A 21,124-nucleotide genomic window follows, 5' to 3' on the forward strand; every position below is an offset into this window, starting at 1 on the left:
AATAATTTGACTGAGGGGGCTTTTACTACCGATCGCCTGGAGTTGTTAAAACTTTTATCTGCCCAAATTGCTATTTCCATTGAGAATGCTCAACTTTACGAGCAATTAGGGGAATACTCGCGAACGCTGGAACGTAAGGTTATAGAAAGAACGCAAGAATTGGAACAGGAAATGGCTGTCAGAATGCAAACAGAAATAGCCTTGGGCCAGTCTGAGGAAAAGTTTTCTACAGCCTTTCGTTCCAGTCCTAACCCGATCGCGATCGCCCGATTCGCAGATGGACGCTACATCGAAGTGAACGACAGTTTCCTCAGCACTTTTAGTTACTCTCGCGAACAGGTAATTGGTTTTACAGCAAGGGATTTGAATCTTTGGGTTAATTTAGAAGAACGTGACAGATACAGACAACTATTGCAAGAATCAGGAGTGGTTCGCAATCAGGAATTCGATTGTCGTACTTCATCAGGCGAGGTGAGGAAGATGCTGGTATCAGCAGATATTATTGAGCTGGGTGGAGAAGCGTGTATTCTCTTAGTCACTAACGACATTACCGATCGTCAAAGGGCAGAAGAAGCGCTCAAAGAAAGCGAGGCTAAATACCGTGACTTAGTTGAAACATCGCAGGATATGATTTGGTCAGTTGATGTTGAAGGGCGTTATACATTCGTCAACGCTGCCGTCCAACAGATTTTTGGCTACAGCCCTGAAGAAATGATAGGGCGAAAATTCAGTGAGTTTCAGATACCTGAACAACTTCCCAAAGATAACGAGATATTCCAACGTATGCTGAATGGAGAGTCCGTATTTCAGTATGAAACCATACAATTAGCTAAAGATAGTAGACCTATCAATCTCCGGTTTAATTCACTTGTAGTGCGGGATTCCGAGGGAAATATTCTAGGAATAACTGGCACAGCCAGCGATATTACGGAGGACAAAAAAGCAGAGGCAGCCTTACAACAAGCCAAAGAAGTTGCAGATGCGGCTAACAAGGCTAAAAGCGAATTTTTATCAAAAATGAGTCACGAATTGCGAACTCCCCTCAATGCAATTCTCGGCTTTACCCAAGTGCTGGGACGCGACCCATCCCTTTCTCACATACAGCAGGAACAGATCGCCATCATTAGTCGTTCTGGCGAGCATTTGCTGACGCTGATTAATGACGTTCTGGAAATGTCTAAAATCGAGGCAGGTCGGATTACATTAAATCCTACTAGCTTTGACCTGTATCATTTGCTCCATTCTCTCCAAGAAATGCTCAAACTCAAAGCTGATTCTAAAGATTTACAGCTCAGTTGGCACATCAATTCTAACATTCCTCAGTATGTAAAAACTGACGAAAGCAAATTGCGTCAAGTCTTAATTAATCTGCTAGGAAATGCGATCAAGTTTACTACGAAGGGAAGTGTGACACTTCGGGTTACAGCAATTGAGAAACAAAAGTCCCCAACAGACAACGAACCACGGACTATTACGTTTGAAGTGGAAGACACTGGCCACGGCATTGCTCCTACTGAGATAGGCTCTCTATTTAAGGCTTTTGTACAAACTGACGCGGGTCGGAAATCTCAAGAAGGAACTGGCTTGGGTTTACCCATCAGCCGACAATTCGTACAACTGATGGGAGGAGATATTACCGTCAGCAGTACCTTGAATCGAGGAACAATTTTTAGTTTTGATATCCACATTAGCTCCCCTGAGATGGCTGAAGTTCAACCTCGACAATCAAGAAGGCGGGTAATTGGTTTAGAACCCAACCAACCCTCATATCGCATCTTGGTGGTTGATGATAAATGGGAGAGTCGTTTGCTATTGGTTAATCTTCTCGAACCGCTTGGCTTGGAGGTGCGCGAAGCGGAAAATGGTCAAGAAGCTATTACAATCTGGGAAACTTGGAAACCTCACCTAATTTGGATGGATATGCAAATGCCTGTGATAGACGGGTATGAGGCTACCAGACAAATTAAAGCCAAGATTCAAGATGAGGCTACCCCGATTGTTGCGTTGACCGCTAGCGCTTTTGAGGAAGAGCGAGCCATTGTTTTATCATCAGGCTGTGACGATTTTGTGAGCAAGCCTTTCCAAGAAGAAGTTATTTTTGCCAAAATGGCTGAACATTTAGGGGTACAGTATATTTATGAAGATTTACCGAACTTTACATTATCTCAGCTTGAGGGTCAAGACTTGAGTGTAAAAGAAGGAGAAAAAACTGAAACTTTAAGGACAACTTTGGCGACAATGCCTACGGATTGGGTGAGACAGTTACATCATGGAGCTATCGATGCTGATGCCGGCCTGATTTTAAGTTTAGTATCCACAATCCCTGAATCCGATACTTTTTCTGCGGAGATTCTCACCGATTGGATTCATAATTTTCGATTTGATAAAATTACTGACTTAACCGAACAAATTATCCCATGAACAGCCAGCAATTAGCATCTCATGTTGCAAATCTTTTAGTGGTTGACGATACCCCCGACAACCTGCGTCTTTTATCGACTATGTTGAGCGACAAAGGATATAAAGTTAGGGGGGTAATCAACGGGGAAATGGCATTAAAAGCAGCGCGTTCCACCCCGCCAGATTTGATTTTACTGGACATCACGATGCCCCAGATGAACGGCTATGAAGTTTGCCAACATTTAAAAGCGGATGGCAGAACTTCGGGTATTCCAGTTATTTTCTTGAGCGCCCTAGATCGAGTTTTGGATAAAGTCAAAGCATTTGCTGTGGGAGGAGTAGACTACATCACCAAGCCATTTCATTTAGAAGAAGTTTTAGCTCGTGTCGAAAATCAACTAACTATTCAGCGTTTGCAAAAAAAATTGTACGAGCAAAATGCGCGATTGCAGGAGTCCGAGGCTAAAGAGCGGAAGAAATCCCAACAACTAGAGCTGGCTCTACAACAGTTACAAAATGCACAAGCTCAACTCATCCAAAGCGAGAAAATGTCAAGTTTAGGGAATGTCGTAGCAGGGGTAGCTCACGAAATTAACAATCCGATTAGCTTCATTAAAGGGAACCTCTCTCCGGTAACGGAGTACACTCAAGATTTGCTGAGGCTGGTGCAACTCTACGCAGAAGATTTTCCCAATCCCACAGCCGCTATCCAGGAACAACTGGAGGCAATCGATTTCACTTTTCTCAGGAATGACTTGCCGAAGCTAATTGCTTCTATGAGAATAGGAGCTGACAGAATCGGAGAAATAGTGCAATCGCTGCGGAATTTTTCCCGACTCGATGAATCTGAGTTGAAAGCGGTGGATATCCATGAAGGGCTGGAAAGTACGCTGATGATTTTGCAGCATCGGCTGAAAGATGAAGTAGACCAAAGGATAATTAAAGTGGTAAAAGAGTATGAGGATCTGCCAAAGATAGAATGTTATGCGGGGCAAATGAATCAGGTTTTTATGAACATCCTGAGCAATGCGATTGATGCGTTGCAGTCACAAAAAAGTTGGGCCAAAGAGGCAGATGATAACAGCCCAATCCCTACTATCACTATTTGCACGAAGTTACTCTCCGATTTTCGAGTGGGTATTTATATTACTGATAATGGGCCGGGCATAACCGAAGATATTCAACAACGCATATTTGAGCCATTTTTTACAACGAAGCAAGTGGGCAAAGGAAAGGGTTTGGGGTTATCGCTTAGCTATGCTATTGTAGTGGACGACCACGGCGGGCAACTCCGTTGTTTTTCGATACCGGATCAAGGAGCGACATTAGCCATCGAAATTCCGATTCAATACTCTAAAAAATGTTTTTCTAAAGAAAATTTGGTCGGCTTATAAGCCACACTAAAATCCAAGTAGTCAAAAAGGGTGTAAAATCAGGAATCGTGTTTATTTATGAGTCAGTTTATTTGCAAGTTTTACACAAATTTCTATTAATCACAATTTGATACTCTTAGTCACAGAGTCCGAAACCTTTTCCGGCAACGCTCCTTAAATTCCCAAAGCTCGCCGACTTGTTTTTTTTCCGTAGCTTATGCACGCACTCTCAAACCCAAAATAATGATGAATTTCTACCCTCATTGTTTTTCGGCAAAAACTCTAGCAATTGTTTGTGCAATTGCTGCGTTTGTTGTCATTGCTAGCAAAGTTTTTGCCACAACAATCGATTATGCACCGCCATTTAAAGAAACTAGCTTTTACAGTACGACGATATCTGGTAATAACGATTTAGCTGACATTTATTATCCTAAACCATCGGCTCTTAATTCGGGTAATTACTCTTTCCCCATTGTACTTTTATTGCAAGGTGCGCTTGTAGATAAATCATTTTATTCAGATTACGCTAGCCACGTGGCGCGGTACGGCTTTGTGGTAGTCGTTCCGAACCATTTGCGCCCTTCGCCCTTCAATCCCAGTTCACCCCCTAATTTGGCGTCGGAAACTTCGCAAATTGCGGCGGTTTTGTCGCAAATGGCGATCGAAAACAAAAAGCCCACATCTCCGATCGCGTCTGTTATCGATACGCAGCGCCTTGGTTTATTAGGTCATTCTTTTGGTGGTGCAGTGGGGTTATCCGTGATTGCTAATAAATGCCTCCCAGAATTGTATTTGTGTCAAGAGCCATTTACGCGCCCGAAAGAATTATTAGCGGGTGCATTTTTTGGAGCTAACTTGCGGAATCCCATTGCTAATGAATTTGTACCCATCGCTAATGATGGCATTGCAGTGGCGTTGATTCAAGGCGATATCGATGGTGTCGCCCTGCCCGATCGATCTCAAAGCACCTTTGACCAAATTCAAACACCACCCAAAGCTTTGATTACTGTTATGGGTGCAAATCACTTTAGCATCACTAATGTTAATAACCCTGCGGGTGCGAACCCCGATCGCAATACTGCTACCTTAGAGCGAGCCGTGGGTATTGAAACGATCGCCCGTTGGAGCGCGCTATTTTTGCGAGCACATATGCTTAAAGATCGATCGGCATTTGATTATATTTACTCTCAAGGTGACGCCCTCGATCCGAATGTCCGTGTTACCACCGTTGCAGTTCCAAAACCATTTTCTAAGTAGCTCCACCTAAAAAAACGTAAGATAGATTAAGGCTAATAGATAGTGTGCCTACATTTTTATTATTTGGCATCACTTATCTGACAGACCGCGAGCACTATATTGTTTTAAGCATCTATGTACAGTAATTCTATGTACACCTAAACGTTCAGCTACATCTGTAAGGCTTTGAATCGCTCCATTTTTTAACCAATAAAGTGCCTAAATTTTTGGTTTATTAGGTAGAGTCCGCTGCTCTGAAAAAATTATTTTTAACTCGTCTGCGGTTAAATCAATTCTTTCTTAGTAGTTTACTTTCATAAAGTATTCCTCAAACTTGGTTCTTCATTTTAGGATTTCATTTGGTATAATATTATTGTTAACTAAATTTCCCTTTTCAGTAACCTCAGCCTGCCGCTTAAAGACTAGCAACGTAATATCATCAAACACTTTCTGCTTACCGATATATTGCCGTACATCTACAATCACCGCCTCCTTAACTTCAGCAGCCGACTTGTGCCAATTTTGACTAATCACTTCACACAGTTGCTTAAGTCCATACTGCTTTTTGCCGATGTTATAGGCTTCTGGAATGCCATCAGTATATAGCACCACGCCATCTCCAGGTTCTAGCTCTATCAGGATGTGACTGATGAAGCCTGCGATATCATCATCTAAAGCGATCGGGAAACCTAAATCCATCGTGTCGATGCGCTCAACTTCTCCATTTTTTCGCACCACTAGCGTTTCTTCATGCTGACCGCTGATGCTAATCAGTCCTTCGGAGTAGCTCAAAATCGCCAGCGTCAGACTTTTCTCAGAATTCATGCGCTTTACGTTTTTGTAGAGGGTACGGTTGAGTACATCCAGGAATCGAACGGGGTCTAGTCCACGAATCTCTTGCAGGGTGCGAACTGAGGTTTGCGCCATCAGCATCAGAATGCCACTCTCCAGGCCATGTCCGGTGACATCACCGATCGCCAGTGTGACCACACCATCGATCTGTAGCACGTCGTAGTAGTCGCCTCCTACTTCATCGGCGGATTCCATATATGCGGCGATATCTAGTCCGTCAATTTCCAATTCCTCGGGGTTGGGCAAAATCATTTGCTGGATCTGACGCGCCACATTCAATTCTGCACCTAAACGGAGGTTGTCTACTTTGAGTTTTTCGTTGAGGGTAATGATTTCCTGATTAGCATTAGCGAGTTCTGCTGTTCGTTCTTTAACTTTGTCTTCGAGGGTTTCAAAGGATTCTTGAATTTGCCTCGCCATGCTGTTGAAGGATCGTGCCAGCAGCCCGATTTCGTCTCGCGATCGCATCTTCACACGCATATCTAAGTGACCCGCCGTAAACTGGGCAACGGCTTGGGTGAGGTAAATCACAGGCTTTGTTAATAGTTGTGCGATCGCCAAAGCGATGATAGTTACAATTGTGGCGATGATTGCTAATAAAAGAAGTGCATCCTGTATTTGTTTTTCTACAGGTGCTAGGGCAACGGCAATGGGTTGTGCGAAAAGAACTGACCAAGGTTTATATTTCAGGCGGGCGATCGCTAAGAGGCTCAACTCATTATTACCCGTAGCTGCCAATCGTGTGGTTAGATAAGGCTGTTTAGTGTCTAAAGCTTGCTTGAGGTCGGGCAAATTGATTGCAAGTTCTTTCGTGAGAGTCTTAGGCAAACGCCCTTCGCGTTGCAGTTTCGCTACAACATTGGGTGACAAAGGCACAATCGATTTGAAAAGGAGTTCAGGTGTAGTGCTATGTGCCAGATGGATATAGTTTTCATCTAAAAGAACTGCTAAGGATTTCGCACCTGCGCGTTCAGTTTCCCGAGTCACCAACTGCTGGACAGATGTGGCATTGTATGTCACCCGCAATACACCCAATATATTTTTCTTTGCATCGCGAACAGGACTGCTAAAAAAAAGCGTAGCGAGGTTGGGAATTGTCGTCGATTGCCTAATACTAGAAACAAAAGGTAGTTGAGTTTTGAGGGGTTCTTGGAAGTAATCTTGACCGGATTCATCTCGTCCAACACCCGATGTCTTCGTATCGAGTACATTCTGTCCCTTTAAGTTGAGCAAGGCATAGGAGATAATATTAAGCATATCTTTGCGACTAAGGCGGCTTAAGGTTTCAGTCGCTAACATCTCTTGGGGACTACCATTTCGCCGTTCTGGAGGTAGGCTCAGATAGGTAGCCAAACCTGGTAAAAGCGCTTCTACGCGCACGGCATTGAGATTCCCATCGATAAACCCATCTATTCTGTAAGCGGTTTCGTTAGCCGCCGCAGATAGGGCTTGTCGTGCGTTGTCGGTCAATGCCTTTTCAGTTGTCTGCTTGTTAATAAATGCTAACAGCAGTAATGGAATCAGAGCAACGAGGAGAAACGACAGGATTAACTTTGTACGAATGCTTTTGAAGAAAGAGCGCTTCATGGTTTCCGACTACGAGGGGGGGTTAAAAAAGAAGAATTGAACAAGTTTTCTAGATTGGGAAGGCGCGTCACATTGCCTGTGCGAATAAAAAAGTCCGCATATTTTTTGGCGGTTTTGTATATATAATTAGGACTGTCTGATTGAAAGAAGTTTTGATTTGTTGCCAGGTCAGTAAAGTCTATTCCCTCGAAAGAGATTGTCTTGATGGGAATATTCAGCGCTTTGCTCACGATCTCCTTTCCTTCGGGAATATTTGCTTCCCAATATGACAAGCCTTGAAGCCAGCCTCGCACAAAGGCGCGAATATCTTCGGGGCGATCGCGTATCACCTCACCCCGAAATGCGACCAAATCTAAAATTAAGCCTGGGGTTTGTTTGCTTGTAAACAGGATATGCGCCCCTAATTTTAATGCTTCAGAAAGATACGGTTCCCAAGTGTGTCCTGCTTGGATAGCATTGTTTTGTAAGCGATCGGGAACTTCTAAAGCCTCGACTTGAACCAGGCTAACATCATCGCTCGTCAGTTTAAAGGTTTTCAACATCTCAGTAACGAAAACCTCGCTAAAGCTGCCTAGATTTGCACCAAGCTTTTTTCGTTTTAAGTTAAGAATTGTTTTAATCTCCGATTGTGCGACTACCACATCTGCACCTGTCGATTCATCCAAAACCATCACAGCTTGCATATCAGGATTTGTGGCACTCAATATCACCAAATCGCCCAAGGTCAATCCGATCGCATCATACTTCCCTGCACTGAAATCCGCGTCTTGCAATTGTGAGTAGTCTACATAGCTCAGTTCCACGTCTATCCCTTGCGCTTTGAAGAATCCTTTCTCTTGAGCAATGATGAGAGGTGTATAGCTAACAAAAGGGACAAAAGATACTTTTAGGGGAGGACGTTTTACTTTTAGGGCTTCCGGGGAATGACAAGCAAACAGCAGCCAGCCGGTAATAATAAATATACAGATGTAAGAGAGTAGTTTAGACATACTATCTAGAGAATTCCTGGTGTAGAAAAGGCGACTCATATTTGCTTGCACCCGATCGACCTAAGTGCATCGTCGACAATCGCCGCTAAACCTGTTCCGGTGGCAATATCTAGAACAAGCTGGCTTGATCGCACTTTGACCAATTCTACTAACCGAGTTGCAGCTTGTTTGTGAAATTCATTTTCCTAGTCGGGGCGGTTGTTGAAGTCATTGAGAATCTGCGGTTTGTAGGCACTTAGCGAGTCAGTCATGCCACATTACTGGTTTAACTTTCTACATTGTGCCAGTTAAGGTCGATCGCGACTCTCCGCGCAGGTGACATCAGCCGGCAATCTCTACAATGCCCGCCCATGTATGCAAAACCGCTACCGAGTATCAACTCTTCGGCAACAAACACCCGCCCAATTGGGATCGCGAAGCTGTAATCCGCTACAATCTGTGTTTGGTAAAGAATTTTTACAAGTTCACAGCCCATTACAGCCTTTGCGGCTTGTACTACCCAACCTGCCTGAAAATATGGATTTTGCTACTCTTGCTGCCCAGCTAAATGCTGGAACTATCTTGCCAGAGGGAATTGTCATCATCACCCTCTTGGTGGTTCTCGTCGGCGATTTAATCGTAGGCCGCAGTTCCTCGGGTTGGACTCCCTACGTTGCCGTTGCGGGTTTGTTGGCCGCCGTCGCTGCCTTGTGTTTGCAGTGGGATAACGTTGATACCATCTCGTTTCTAGGCGGTTTTAACAGCGATGCCTTGAGTTTAGTGTTTCGTGGCATTATCGCTTTGACTGCGGCTGTCACTATTTTGATATCCGTCCGCTATGTACTGCAAACTGGTACTGCTTTAGCGGAATTCATCGGCATTTTACTCACCGCTACTTTGGGGGGAATGTTCCTCAGCGGCGCTGATGAATTGGTGACGATTTTTATTTCGTTGGAAACTCTGAGTATCTCGTCTTATTTGCTGACGGGTTACACAAAACGCGACCCGCGTTCCAATGAAGCTGCTTTGAAATATTTGTTAATTGGGGCTTCTTCTTCGGCAGTGTTTCTCTACGGGCTTTCGCTGCTGTACGGGTTGTCGGGCGGCGAAACTCAGTTAAGTGCGATCGCGGCTAACCTTTCTACTGTCAATGAAGGTCAATCTCTCGGTTTGGTGATTGCTTTGGTTTTTGCGATCGCCGGCATCGCCTTCAAAATCTCTGCCGTTCCCTTCCACCAATGGACTCCTGACGTTTACGAAGGTTCTCCTACACCCGTTGTTGCCTTCCTTTCTGTCGGTTCCAAAGCAGCCGGTTTTGCCCTAGCAATCCGCTTGTTAACAACTGCTTTCCCCGCACTTATCGAACAGTGGCACTTCGTGTTCACGGCCTTAGCCATTCTCAGCATGGTGTTAGGAAATGTGGTTGCCCTCGCCCAGACTAGCATGAAGCGGCTTTTGGCTTATTCGTCGATCGCCCAAGCCGGTTTTGTGATGCTGGGTTTGATTGCAGGAACAGAAGCGGGTTACTCCAGCATGATATTTTATCTGTTGGTTTACCTGTTTATGAACTTGGGTGCTTTCGCCTGCATCATCCTGTTCTCGCTGCGGACTGGAACCGACCAAATTAGCGAATACTCAGGTTTGTACCAAAAAGACCCGCTGTTAACTTTAGCCTTAAGTATTTGCCTGCTTTCTCTCGGTGGAATTCCGCCCCTGGCTGGATTTTTCGGCAAAATCTATCTGTTCTGGGCCGGCTGGCAAGCAGGACTTTACGGCTTAGTTATTCTGGGATTAATTACCAGCGTAGTTTCGATTTACTACTACATCCGCGTTGTCAAGATGATGGTAGTAAAAGAACCTCAAGAAATGTCAGACGCGGTAAAAAATTATCCCGAAGTTCGCTGGAACCTTCAGGGAATGCGGCCTTTGCAAGTCAGCGTTGTACTCACTTTGGTTGCGACAACATTGGCGGGAATTTTGTCGAACCCTTTGTTTAATTTGGCTAATGATGCTGTTACCAAAACTCCCATGTTGCAGTCGGCTTTGAGTCAGGTGCAACCTGTTGTGGGTGCGAAAATTGAATCGAATTTGGTGTCTCGCCGGGATTAATTTTTCCTGTTTGTGAAATAGTGGAAAACGCCTGACTCTTTGCAGTTGGGCGTTTCTTTTTTGTTGTGATATACTGTTAATTATGATTTTTAACCGCAGATGTAGCCAGATTAACGCAGATTAACGCAGATAAAAGTTAGTACAGAGGCAACAATGTTAGTACAAAGTAAGGGAAAGTTTTATACTCCAGATGAGTACCGGGAGTTAGAGGAAACTGCTGAGTTTAGAAATGAATACCGCGATGGAAAAATTGTACAAATGAGTGGTGGTAGTATTAATGACAGCCGGATTATCCGAAATTTGAGTAGAGTCTTGGGAAATTTGCTTGAGGGGCAGCGCTATGAGCTTTTTCACAACGATTTGCGGTTGTGGATTCCTCGGTACAGACGGGGAACTTACCCGGATGTGATGGTGATTGAAGGGGAGCCAGTTTTTACCGAGGGACGCAGTGATGAGATCCTCAATCCGATGCTCATCGTGGAAGTGCTTTCTAAGTCTACCAAAGATTTTGATCGAGAGGATAAGTTTCGGTTTTATCGATCTATCCCTGAATTCTGTGAATATGTGTTAGTCAATCAATCTGAGTTTTTAGTCGCACAATATATTAAAACAGAATCGAATGAATGGTTATTTCGGGAATATGAGGGAGAGACAGCAACCGTTTCTTTTGCTTCCTTGGGAGTGCAAATGTCGATGAGCGAGATTTATGCAAAAGTGGTATTTGAAAGCCAGGAAACGGAAGTGCAGCAGTAAAATTCATGCTATGGGGTGATGCAATGTCTAGCTTGGTAACAGTAAAACAATAATAAGTTGGTTGGTGGTCAGGACTTGAGTCTTCTAATTTTTATGAGGGAAGATATGGTTAACTACCGAATTGTCGAAACTTTGACTGACAGCCAGGTTTCAGACTTGATGGATTTGTACAAAAACGAGTTTTGGAGCGACAAGCGGACGCGGGAGGATGTGGTGAAAATGCTGGCTTCTACTGATGTTATCATTGGTTTTGTCGATGAGAGCGATCGACTAATTGGCATTTCCCGCGTCATTACCGATTTTGTCTACAGAGCCATGATTTTTGATGTCATCATCAAGCCGACACACAGAAAGATGGGACTGGGTGCGAAGTTGATGGATGCAGTTTTAAGTCATCCTGAACTGCAAGCTGTCGAGCATTTTTATCTTAATTGTTTGCCGCACATGATGCCGTTTTACGAGCGTTGGAGTTTCAGTGATGATATGGGGGAACTTAAGTTTTTGCGGCGAACAACAGGCTGAACTCAGGTTGTTGAAAGCTCCAGTTTTTCTCTAATTGCGTCTTCTTTGAAACCTACTAAAACAGCCGTTCCATCTTTAACGAAAAGAGGACGTTTCAGCAGCATAGCATCCTTAGCAAAAGCCTCTACCCACTGTTCGCTAGTCCAATTTTTCTTGTCATCGCCTAAAGCGCGGTAAGATTGACCAGAAGTATTTCGCATGGGTTGAAAACCCAAAGCAGCTACCCAGCTTTGAATTGTTTCGCGAGTCGGCGGGTGTTCTTTTGTGTTAATAAACTCGTAATTAACATCGCTATCTTTGAGCCACTGGAAAGCTTTTTTGCAGGTTCCGCAATTGGGGATTCCGTAAACTTGAATTGACATAATGACTGTTGACTGTTGACTGTTGACTGTTGACTGTTGACTGTTGACTGCTGACTGTTGGCTAATAACAACTAACAACTGACAACTGACTACTGACTAATGACTACTGACTAATCTAGCTTGTTGAACCCATTTTTGCACGCGATCAACTGAAGGAGTCAAGTCATTGCGCTGCATCGTCGCTACGTGCAGCCTTAAAACTTGTTGATGCAATCTTTCCACGGGCATTTGAGCCAATTGAGCCGGCGAAGCAACACCCGCGTGCAGTAACAGCCCGCAATACTGACAGCCTACACTCGGAATTCGAGCCAAATTAGCCATCGCTACCCATTTATTAACATATTGAATGTTAATCTGTAATTGATGGGCTAGCAACACTTTCGCCGCCTGCGTTTTCGTCATGCGAATTAGTTGTCCGGTTGTGGTGATGCTGCACTCTTCCAGTTGAGATTGGTTTTCCTTGCTCAATCCCGGTAAATGTGAGATCGGCCAGTCGCGTACTTGCACAGAAGTTTGAGGAGCTTTATGAGAAATTTTCATGTTTTTTCAGTTAATTTTACTTATACTTTAAAGTCTCATATATCAAACAGTCAATAGAGGATCTCGCTCACGTCACCCAATCAACAAAAACCAGACCAAGGAATTTGACTAATTGCGGGTGTTGTGACATTTTTGCTAATTGCTTGCAGAGTAGCACTTTCAGCCTGGTTTTACTGAGTGGCGATCAGGCTTACTGTTTAACCAAATCATCCCGGCGATGACGAGAAAGACTATAAAAAAGACAGCCTATAAATGCTAGCAAAAAAGAAGTGACCGATGAGGATTTTATCAAAAATGCCTGCCAAGTTGGCAGTCCGAATTTTAGTTCTTTAATGCTGAGAATGCAAAAACTTGTGGCTGACTGCAAACCCAACTCAAAATTATAGGTTTTTACCCATGACAATTACACAAGGTGATGATTTGTTAACTAATACTTTACAGCAACGGCGGCAACAACTGGCTAGTTTAATTAATTTTCCGGTAATTTTATGGTCGGGACGCAGCATTCCTCGCAATTATCCGGCACTTACTTATCCATTTCGTGCCAGCAGTCACTTTTTATATTTTGCTGGTTTGCCCTTAGAAAATGCTGCCATTCGCTTAGAATCGGGCAAATTAGAATTGTTCTTAGATGACGCACCTGCTAGCAGCACGCTTTGGCACGGAGAAATGCCGAAAAGAGCAGAAATTGCCGAACTAATTGGGGCTGATGCTGCTTTCCCAATGACCGCATTGAAATCGCGATCTACAAATGCAGCAACGATCGCAGTTCAGGATTCTTGGACTCAGTTGCAACAGTCTCAAATTCTAGATCGCCCTCTGGCACCGCCCAATTCGCCAACCGGAATCGACCTAGAATTAACCAAGGCGATCGTATCTCTGCGCCTGAGCCACGACGCAGCCAGTTTGGTCGAATTGCGTCAAGCTGCCGCTGTTACTGTAGAAGCTCATAAAGCGGGTATGGCCGCAACTCGAAATGCTCAAATTGAAGCAGGGGTGCGCGCTGCAATGGAAAGTGTCATCATCTCCAAAAATATGACCTATGCCTATCCCAGTATCGTTACAGTACATGGAGAAGTCCTGCACAGCGAACATTATCACAATCCCCTACAAACCGGAGATTTGCTGTTAGCAGATCTTGGTGCGGAAACATCGACGGGATGGGCGGCTGATGTGACTCGCACTTGGCCGGTTTCTGGCAAGTTTTCTCCGACTCAAAGAGCGATTTATGATGTAGTTTTGGCAGCACACGATGCTTGTATTGATAAAATTAGTCCGGGGGTGGAATATCAAGATATTCACCTGTTAGCTGCTAGAATTATGGCGGAAGGATTAGTTGATTTGGGCATCTTGCGCGGCAATGTTGAAGATTTGGTAGAGATGGATGCTCACGCGCTGTTTTTTGTACATGGTATCGGACATTTAATCGGTTTGGATGTTCACGATATGGAAGATTTAGGCGATTTGGCTGGCTATGAAGAAGGAAGAACCAGAAGCAGTCGGTTTGGGTTGGGATTTTTGCGGTTGAATCGAGTTTTGCGTCCCGGAATGCTGGTATCGATCGAACCGGGATTTTATCAAGTTCCGGCAATCTTAAATAACCCAGAAAACCGCGCTAAATATGAATATTTCGTAAACTGGGAGGATTTGGAAAAATTTGCAGATGTGCGGGGGATACGCATAGAAGATGATATACTTGTCATCAATGACGGTAGAGAAGTATTGACAGGGAAATTGCCCACAAAAGCTCCGGAGATTGAGGAGTTAGTTGCGGTAAATACGTAAGTATAGCCTACTTCGATCACACATACGCAGTTCCATCAGGGGTGAAAAACAATAAATAAAGATGAATAAAGATTGGCCAACAAGTCTTTTGATATTAGTTAAAAAAGTGCTCTCGCAAGTCAGAAAATTCGCAGCAATAATACTTCCACGCAGTGTTCGTAAACCTATATCCTCGCGGCCTCCCATGCAAGCTGCACCTTTGCCCAGCAACGAAGAAGAGAGGCTAGAAGCACTTCACCGCTACAACATTCTCGACACAGAAGCTGAAGCCGCTTTTGATGATCTAACAGCTTTAGCATCTTATATTTGTGGCACTCCTATTGCTTTAGTAAGCTTAATAGATTCTAACCGACAGTGGTTTAAATCCAAAGTGGGTCTGGAAGCGCCCGAAACTCCGAGAGAGTCAGCTTTTTGCGCCCACGCTATTTTAAATCCCAACGAATTGCTAGTGGTACCCAATGCTTTAGATGACGATCGCTTTGTCGGCAATCCGCTAGTAACTTCTGATCCCAATATTCGATTCTATGCTGGAGCCCCCCTAGTAACTCCTGACGGTTATCCGATCGGCACTTTGTGCGCGATAGATACAGTTCCTCGTAATCTCACCCCAGAACAGCTAGAAGCGCTGCGGACTTTAGGACGGCAAATTATCAACCACATGGAGTTGCGAATAAATCTGACTAAATTAAAGCGCGCACAGATCAAGAACAAACAAGTAGAAGAGAAACTCCGTTCTACCGACGAGCAAATTGTCAATTTTTTAGAAGGAATGAGCGATGCTTTTTTTGCTTTCGACACCCAGTGGCGATTTACTTACATCAATTACAAAGGGTCCCAATTTTTGAAGCGCTCGCAGGAAGAACTTTATGGTAAAAATTTTTGGGAAGAGTTTCCTGAATTCGTAAATTCTGATTTTTATAAAGAGTATCATGAAGCTGTAGCCAAACAAATTGGAGTGGCTTTTGAAAAATATTATCGTCCCTTAAAAGTGTGGTTGGAAGTCCGGGTTTTTCCTTCTCACGACGGCATTTCTGTGTTTTTTCATGATATAACTAAGCGCAGGCAGATGGAATCTGCACTCAGGAAAGAACAGAAAAAAACTGAAAGTTTACTGCTAAATATTTTGCCCGAACCGATCGTCGATCGGTTGAAGCACGAACCGGGGGTAATTGCAGACAAGTTTGAAAAAGCCACAATTCTTTTTGCTGACTTGGTGAATTTTACCCAAATTTCTACTACCATGTCCGCCACTAAATTAGTATACTTACTGAATGAAATTTTCTCAGCTTTTGACCAACTGAGTGAGAAGCACGGCTTAGAAAAAATTAAGACGATCGGGGATGCTTACATGGTAGCAGCCGGTCTTCCCATTGAACGTCCAGACCATGCAGAGGCGATCGCCGAAATGGGGCTGGATATGCTAGCAGCAATTAAAGAATTAAATGTAAAGCTAGACGCGAAATTTGACCTCCGCATCGGGATTAATAGCGGCCCGGTGGTAGCGGGGGTAATCGGCACTAAAAAATTCATTTACGATTTGTGGGGAAATGCCGTGAATACAGCCAGCCGCATGGAATCTCACGGCATACCAGGTCGCATTCAAGTCAGCCACTATACTTATGAGTTACTCCAGGATAAATATGAATTTGAAGATCGTGGCGAGATCGAGATTAAAGGTAAGGGGGAAATGCGGACTTATTTGCTGACCGGGAGAAAAACAGCAAGCGATCTCAAAATTGCGGAGTAAATAAAACTAAGACTGGAAAGTACCTGATTTTTGAGAAAATGCCGGAGTCTGCGATTAATCGCTTCTTCGGCGCGATCGTCCTGTGGTAGAACGGCTGCTGCAGATCAACCAAATAAGATTATGCTATAGACAGAGATATCCGAGCAATTCTATGCGCGGTACTCGAGGTTATATAAATACTAAGTTGAAGTCGTCGGAGCCTTTAATAATGGTTCAATTTCATATTCAAACAGATAGCGATATTCCAGCATCCACCCAACTATTCAATCAAATCAGGTTTGCGATCGCCTCGCGACAATTTCCGCCCGGACACCGCTTGCCCAGCACCAGACAGCTAGCCATGCAGACAGGTTTGCACCGCAACACCATCAGCAAAGTATACCGACAGCTCGAAAATACCGGACTCGTAGAAGCCCAAGCAGGATCGGGCATTTACGTCCGCGCCCTAGGCAACGAACACGGCAACAAACTCAAATCTCCGATCCTCGAAGAATATCCCCTTGCCAACAAAATAGTGCAAGGAAGTATCGATCAACTGCTGGGACAGGGCTGTACGCTCAACCAAGCGAGGGAATTATTTTTGGCAGAAATTGACTGGCGGCTCAGGTGCAGCGCCCGCGTGGTCGTCACAGCCCCCACAGAAGACATCGGCGTGGGTGAACTGATGGCGAAAGAACTCGAACAAGCTCTTCGCATTCCCATACAGTTAGTGCCGATGGAACAGCTAGGTACTTTTTTGGATCAAATCTCTTCGGGAACTGTGATCACGAGTCGATATTTTATCGGAGAAGCAGAATCGATTTCGGCACCGCGTTCTGTGCGAGTTATTCCCGTAGACATCTACGACTACAGCCAGGAAATCCAGCTAGTGGGGAGTTTGCCCAAAGACAGTTATTTGGGTCTCGTCAGCCTGAGTCCGGGAATGCTACGATCGACCGAAGTCATCATCCACAGCATCCGGGGAGAGGATTTGCTGGTGATGACGGCCTTGGTGTCAGACGAGTACAAGATTAACTCGATCGTGCGATCGGCTAGAACAATTTTTTGCGACCAACCGAGTTTTGCTACAGTAAAAGCTGCCATCAATGCGGCTAGAGAAGATATTATTCGTCCCCCGCAACTGATATGCTCCGAAAATTACATCGGATCTAAGTCGATTAATTTGCTCAAGCGCGAGTTGGGCTTGGGATAAGTCAGTTGACAGTTGACAGTTGACAGTTGACAGTTGACAGTTGATAGTTGTTGTTCTAATTTCCAATAACCAATTCTCAATTCTCGATTACCAATAACCAATTACCATTACCAATTACCAATTATCCATGACAATTGAAATCCAACCTTCAATTAATGTTAAAACGGCGATCGAAAGCCGCCGCGCCGCCCGCAGCTTCAAACCAGATCCGATTCCCCCAGCCATATTGGCAGAGATTTTGCGGTTGGGAGTGCGATCACCCTCTGGTTACAACTTGCAGCCTTGGCGGTTTATCGTACTTCAAGACCCAGCGAGCAAACAAAAATTAAAAGCTTGCGCCTTCGATCAGCGCCAAGTGGTAGAAGCCCCAACAGTATTAATTTGCTGTGGCGATCGACGCGCCGCCGGCCCCGAAAATACCGAAGCCGTCATCGAATTGGGCAAAGCAGCAGGCGCAATGAATGACAATTTAGCTGGTTATATGCGACAAGCAATCCCGCAATTGTTCGAGAACCGTCCCTGCTTCGATTCCCTAGAAACTTGGACAAACAGACATACAATGCTCGCAGTAGCTCACTTAATGATTGCAGCTAAAAGTTTTGGGCTAGATAGTTGTCCGATGGAAGGTTTTGTCAGCGCTAAGGTGAAAGAAGCCTTTCAAATTCCAGAAGAAGTAGATGTTTGCTGTTTGCTGCCGCTTGGTTATGCAGCAGAACCTTTCAAACAATATGGCGGACGTTTTGACGTGACTCAAGTTTATTACAGCGAAAGTTATGGACAGGCTTTGCAAGCTGAGATTTGAGAGTTAAGATTTTGTTGCAACTTTAATTTTTAGAGTTAAGAATTGGAACGAATCGGTGCTCAAGTTCAAACAAATCAAAAAAGCCGACTGTTCTCCAATCTAACATCTAAAATTCCCAATCTAAAATCGCAAGTGGTGAGATCAGACAGAGGAAAAAATATGACAATAGCAACGCGACAAAGCAACGCACAAATTCTAGAAGTAAAATTGCAGCAACACTTGCAAGCAGCCGGATTTAAAAACTTACCGCTTTATATTAGTTGCGATTTTCGAGATGAATCTTTAACGGTTGTGGGAGAACACCCGCGCAGTTTAGTTCTCAAAGCCAAACCGACTTTTGCGGTGTTAGAAGCAGCAATTCTTGAAATAGAACCAGAATCTATTCAACAGATTGGACTTTGCCTAAAAATTACCGGGCAAAAACAGCCTTATGCTTTCCATTCTTTTACCATGCACAACCCTGTTTTGTCAAGACCAAAAACAGTGCAGGTGTTCAAAAAAACCGAGAATATCCCCGCAGAAGAAACCGGGATAGTCATAACAGAAAATGTGGCCCAGACGGCGGAGGTAGAGGAGGAGATACCGTTAGAAACGGATGGGAAAGATGCGTGGGATGAAGAATATTTCCCCAATTTGTCTGAGAGTTCGAGCAATTCCGATCCGATCGCCTTTAGGGTAGCTGCAATCCCGGCAGATATTGGAGATAATCCCTTCAATCCGCTGGATATGGAAGCGGTAACAGTTGCCCAAAAACCCAAGCATTCACCGTTTGCGATGCTGGCTGCAGCAGGAATCATCAGTGTCGCCGCGCTAGTTTTGGCAGGCGGTTATTATATGCTGAGCCGGCCCTGCGTCATCGGAGGATGTAGTGCTTTAGCTAATGCCAAACAGTTGAGCGAGAATTCGACGAAGACTCTAAAAACGTCAAAAGTTGCCAACAGCCCCCAAGAAGCCCAGCGACAGTTAAAACAGGCGATCGCCCTTTTGGAACCGATTCCCTCATGGTCAATTCATCGCGGTGAAGCTCAAAGCGCTCTGGAAAGCTACCGTTCGCAAAATCAGAATTTAAACTCTGCGATCGATGCAGCGCGCCTCGCACAGTCAGCAGCCCAGAAAACCCAAAATCCGCCTTATTCTGCCGAGGACGGGCAGGAAGCGCAAGCTCTGTGGCAAAGTGCGATCGCCGAACTCGGAGAAATCCCCACAGACAGCCCAGTTTATCCGTTTGCTCAGAGAAAGACAAAAGAATACGGGAAGAATGTAGCAACTGGAAATCGGCAGTTAAGCACAGAGAAAAAAGCGGAAAAAACGCTGCTCGCGGCCAAAAGTACAGCCCAAATAGCAGAAGCTCGCGAAGCAGTAGCTCAGACAGCCGAGACTTGGGCTCAAGTGCAATCAGGTTGGGAAGAATCCCTCGACATCCTATCAGAAATTCCCACGAGCACGACATCTTACCAACAAGCTAAACTGCTAGTTCCCAAATACGAAACCAAACTTTCAGAAGCTCGCGAGCGCAAAAATGTCGAAGGAATTTCCGAAAATGCCTATACTCAAGCTGTGACTTTAGCAGCGGAAGCTCAAATTTTTGAAGGCAAAAACGCCTGGTTTAAAGCATCTGAATCCTGGCGAAGAGCTTTGAGTTACGCGGAGCAAGTGCCGGCGGCAACTGCCTATTCTCAGAAAGCCCAACCGCTGATCGCTTCCTACAAAACTTCATTGCAGCAAGCAGAAGTAAAGTTGCAGGAAGAAAGGAACCTGCAAAAAGCCCGCACCGATTTAGATAGAACTTGCAAAGGCAACCCCAAGATTTGCGACTATACTGTTAGCAAAGATTTGATTGCGGTGCAGATGACTCCAGGTTACGTGCAGAAATTGCAACAAACTTTCATTCAAGCAAACAATAACAATGCTGTGAAGTCTCGCCAAGCTGTAGAAAAGCACGTTCAAACGTTGCAAAAAGCTTTGGAGGCGATCGCCGAAAACGCCAAAATCCCGATGCAGGTGTACGATGGTGAAGGCAAGCGGATTGGGAGTCACGAACCGAAGTAGTTGTAGTTGTAGGGTGCGTGAGGGCAAAAAATCTGTCTGAACGATCGCAATATTTACACTCACGCACCCCCAGCAATTTCATCCACCGTCAATCCCGCTTGAAAAACTTGTTGTGCCGTCAAATTTAACTCGGGAAAAGCTGCGGATTCGATGTTGTCCTCTCCCCGAAATTGACTAACTTCATACTCACCATCAACCAACCGATAAATAGAAATAGTCGGTTGTTTTGGGTTGCCAATAAACCGACGGCCGCCCAAACCGAGATAATCCACAATCCAGTATTCAGGAATCCCGATTAGTTCGTATTCCCCTACTTTTCTGATGTAGTCATCTTGCCAGTTGGTGCTAACTACTTCAATAACCAGCGGAATTGATGCCCCTTGAGTCACAGTTGAGAATTTTTGCCACAAAGGTTCTGATGCTAAGTTGGGGCGATTTAAGATCGGAATATAGGGCGAATAAGCTGATTCGTTTTCCGGCGGCTTAACTAATGCTTGTTTGGGGATGAAGTACGGCAGGTTTAGGCGATCGAATTCGACGGTCAATTTTCTTGCTAAAAAACCGATAACTTCTTCATGGTCTCCTAATGGCTGTGACATTTCAACAATCTCTCCATTGTGCAGTTCATAACGTCCATTTTATGGCTTCCATTCCGCAAATTCTTCAAAAGTTAGCGTTTTAGTTGCTATTTGAATCATGGTTATTCTCCTGAATTATGGGCGGGCGGGCTAGAAGCCCACCCCACAAAAAGTGAACTCTTGTGGAACAGGCATCTTGCCTGTTCAATAAAATAAAGGCAAATGCAAGTTCCTACCGATATTATATTCCCAATTCTCTTCGACCCAAT

The 21,124-nt window shown here is 44.5% G+C and carries 17 protein-coding genes and 1 pseudogene; 11 read left to right on the forward strand and 7 right to left on the reverse strand.

Annotation, left to right across the window (positions count from 1 at the left end):
- From QUA90_RS09980 to QUA90_RS09990, 3 genes are all read left to right on the forward strand, one after another.
- The coding region (locus tag QUA90_RS09980) for a PAS domain S-box protein (RefSeq protein WP_333445257.1) at positions 1 to 2,421 on the forward strand (2,421 nt) is incomplete at its 5' end.
- Positions 2,418 to 3,794: a response regulator gene (locus tag QUA90_RS09985; protein WP_333445259.1), complete on the forward strand. Its 1,377-nt coding sequence runs from the start codon at positions 2,418 to 2,420 to the stop codon at positions 3,792 to 3,794. The genes QUA90_RS09980 and QUA90_RS09985, both read left to right, overlap by 4 nt.
- Positions 3,795 to 4,016: 222 nt before the next feature.
- Positions 4,017 to 5,030, forward strand: a complete 1,014-nt coding sequence (locus QUA90_RS09990) for a poly(ethylene terephthalate) hydrolase family protein (protein WP_333445261.1) — start codon at positions 4,017 to 4,019, stop codon at positions 5,028 to 5,030.
- A gap of 69 nt (positions 5,031 to 5,099) precedes the next feature.
- Here the strand turns inward: QUA90_RS09990 and QUA90_RS09995 are convergent, their stop codons facing one another.
- The 4 genes from QUA90_RS09995 to QUA90_RS10010 all read right to left on the reverse strand — a co-directional run bounded on the left by QUA90_RS09995 (position 5,100) and on the right by QUA90_RS10010 (position 8,912).
- Positions 5,100 to 5,201 (reverse strand): helix-turn-helix domain-containing protein, encoded by a 102-nt coding sequence (locus tag QUA90_RS09995; protein ID WP_333445358.1) that lies wholly within the window; start codon positions 5,199 to 5,201, stop codon positions 5,100 to 5,102.
- Positions 5,202 to 5,351: 150 nt separating this feature from the next.
- Complete coding sequence (locus tag QUA90_RS10000; protein WP_333445263.1) at positions 5,352 to 7,448, reverse strand: SpoIIE family protein phosphatase; 2,097 nt, start codon at positions 7,446 to 7,448, stop codon at positions 5,352 to 5,354.
- Positions 7,445 to 8,437: an ABC transporter substrate-binding protein gene (locus QUA90_RS10005; RefSeq protein WP_333326321.1), complete on the reverse strand. Its 993-nt coding sequence runs from the start codon at positions 8,435 to 8,437 to the stop codon at positions 7,445 to 7,447. The genes QUA90_RS10000 and QUA90_RS10005 overlap by 4 nt, the downstream gene beginning before the upstream one ends.
- A 265-nt stretch (positions 8,438 to 8,702) precedes the next feature.
- Complete coding sequence (locus QUA90_RS10010; RefSeq protein WP_333326319.1) at positions 8,703 to 8,912, reverse strand: hypothetical protein; 210 nt, start codon at positions 8,910 to 8,912, stop codon at positions 8,703 to 8,705.
- Between the two features lie 41 nt (positions 8,913 to 8,953).
- Between QUA90_RS10010 and QUA90_RS10015 the strand changes: the two genes are divergently transcribed.
- The 3 genes from QUA90_RS10015 to QUA90_RS10025 all read left to right on the forward strand — a co-directional run bounded on the left by QUA90_RS10015 (position 8,954) and on the right by QUA90_RS10025 (position 11,800).
- Entirely contained in the window at positions 8,954 to 10,525 is a 1,572-nt protein-coding gene (locus tag QUA90_RS10015) for an NAD(P)H-quinone oxidoreductase subunit N (protein WP_333326317.1), read from the forward strand.
- A 153-nt stretch (positions 10,526 to 10,678) separates the two neighbouring features.
- Entirely contained in the window at positions 10,679 to 11,278 is a 600-nt protein-coding gene (locus QUA90_RS10020; RefSeq protein ID WP_333326315.1) for a Uma2 family endonuclease, read from the forward strand.
- Between the two features lie 105 nt (positions 11,279 to 11,383).
- On the forward strand, positions 11,384 to 11,800 hold the full coding sequence (locus QUA90_RS10025) for a GNAT family N-acetyltransferase (protein WP_333326313.1): 417 nt from the start codon (positions 11,384 to 11,386) through the stop codon (positions 11,798 to 11,800).
- Between the two features lie 2 nt (positions 11,801 to 11,802).
- Here QUA90_RS10025 and QUA90_RS10030 read toward each other — a convergent pair whose 3' ends face one another.
- Together QUA90_RS10030 and QUA90_RS10035 are read right to left on the reverse strand one after the other, a co-directional pair.
- The gene (locus QUA90_RS10030) at positions 11,803 to 12,162 is read right to left on the reverse strand and encodes a Spx/MgsR family RNA polymerase-binding regulatory protein (protein ID WP_333326311.1); all 360 of its coding nucleotides are present in this window, start codon (positions 12,160 to 12,162) and stop codon (positions 11,803 to 11,805) included.
- 96 nt (positions 12,163 to 12,258) lie between these two features.
- Entirely contained in the window at positions 12,259 to 12,702 is a 444-nt protein-coding gene (locus tag QUA90_RS10035) for a DUF4332 domain-containing protein (RefSeq protein ID WP_333208691.1), read from the reverse strand.
- 396 nt (positions 12,703 to 13,098) lie between these two features.
- Here QUA90_RS10035 and QUA90_RS10040 point away from each other — a divergent pair, with 396 nt between their 5' ends.
- From QUA90_RS10040 to QUA90_RS10060, 5 genes are all read left to right on the forward strand, one after another.
- Entirely contained in the window at positions 13,099 to 14,487 is a 1,389-nt protein-coding gene (locus QUA90_RS10040; protein ID WP_333445266.1) for an aminopeptidase P family protein, read from the forward strand.
- A 184-nt stretch (positions 14,488 to 14,671) separates the two neighbouring features.
- Positions 14,672 to 16,234 (forward strand): adenylate/guanylate cyclase domain-containing protein, encoded by a 1,563-nt coding sequence (locus QUA90_RS10045; RefSeq protein WP_333445268.1) that lies wholly within the window; start codon positions 14,672 to 14,674, stop codon positions 16,232 to 16,234.
- Positions 16,235 to 16,442: 208 nt separating this feature from the next.
- On the forward strand, positions 16,443 to 17,426 hold the full coding sequence (locus QUA90_RS10050; protein WP_333084831.1) for a GntR family transcriptional regulator: 984 nt from the start codon (positions 16,443 to 16,445) through the stop codon (positions 17,424 to 17,426).
- Between the two features lie 127 nt (positions 17,427 to 17,553).
- Positions 17,554 to 18,228, forward strand: a complete 675-nt coding sequence (locus QUA90_RS10055; RefSeq protein WP_333084832.1) for a nitroreductase family protein — start codon at positions 17,554 to 17,556, stop codon at positions 18,226 to 18,228.
- 159 nt (positions 18,229 to 18,387) lie between these two features.
- Entirely contained in the window at positions 18,388 to 20,277 is a 1,890-nt protein-coding gene (locus tag QUA90_RS10060) for a hypothetical protein (protein WP_333445270.1), read from the forward strand.
- Positions 20,278 to 20,336: 59 nt separating this feature from the next.
- On the opposite strand, the pseudogene QUA90_RS10065 reads toward QUA90_RS10060, so the two are convergent.
- A pseudogene (locus QUA90_RS10065) lies at positions 20,337 to 20,975 on the reverse strand (Uma2 family endonuclease).
- Positions 20,976 to 21,124 lie beyond the last annotated feature (149 nt).

The sequence above is a fragment of the Microcoleus sp. D3_18_C4 genome, assembly GCF_036702355.1.
Classification (GTDB): domain Bacteria; phylum Cyanobacteriota; class Cyanobacteriia; order Cyanobacteriales; family Microcoleaceae; genus Microcoleus.

Coding starts and splice junctions, on each gene's coding strand:
- QUA90_RS10060 (WP_333445270.1), top strand. CDS start 18,388: ATGACAATAGCAACGCGACAAAGCAACGCACAAATTCTAGAAGTAAAA.
- QUA90_RS09990 (WP_333445261.1), top strand. CDS start 4,017: ATGATGAATTTCTACCCTCATTGTTTTTCGGCAAAAACTCTAGCAATT.
- QUA90_RS10000 (WP_333445263.1), bottom strand. CDS start 7,448: ATGAAGCGCTCTTTCTTCAAAAGCATTCGTACAAAGTTAATCCTGTCG.
- QUA90_RS10020 (WP_333326315.1), top strand. CDS start 10,679: ATGTTAGTACAAAGTAAGGGAAAGTTTTATACTCCAGATGAGTACCGG.
- QUA90_RS10010 (WP_333326319.1), bottom strand. CDS start 8,912: ATGGGCTGTGAACTTGTAAAAATTCTTTACCAAACACAGATTGTAGCG.
- QUA90_RS10005 (WP_333326321.1), bottom strand. CDS start 8,437: ATGTCTAAACTACTCTCTTACATCTGTATATTTATTATTACCGGCTGG.
- QUA90_RS10030 (WP_333326311.1), bottom strand. CDS start 12,162: ATGTCAATTCAAGTTTACGGAATCCCCAATTGCGGAACCTGCAAAAAA.
- QUA90_RS10040 (WP_333445266.1), top strand. CDS start 13,099: ATGACAATTACACAAGGTGATGATTTGTTAACTAATACTTTACAGCAA.
- QUA90_RS10050 (WP_333084831.1), top strand. CDS start 16,443: ATGGTTCAATTTCATATTCAAACAGATAGCGATATTCCAGCATCCACC.
- QUA90_RS10035 (WP_333208691.1), bottom strand. CDS start 12,702: ATGAAAATTTCTCATAAAGCTCCTCAAACTTCTGTGCAAGTACGCGAC.
- QUA90_RS09985 (WP_333445259.1), top strand. CDS start 2,418: ATGAACAGCCAGCAATTAGCATCTCATGTTGCAAATCTTTTAGTGGTT.
- QUA90_RS10045 (WP_333445268.1), top strand. CDS start 14,672: ATGCAAGCTGCACCTTTGCCCAGCAACGAAGAAGAGAGGCTAGAAGCA.
- QUA90_RS10015 (WP_333326317.1), top strand. CDS start 8,954: ATGGATTTTGCTACTCTTGCTGCCCAGCTAAATGCTGGAACTATCTTG.
- QUA90_RS10025 (WP_333326313.1), top strand. CDS start 11,384: ATGGTTAACTACCGAATTGTCGAAACTTTGACTGACAGCCAGGTTTCA.
- QUA90_RS10055 (WP_333084832.1), top strand. CDS start 17,554: ATGACAATTGAAATCCAACCTTCAATTAATGTTAAAACGGCGATCGAA.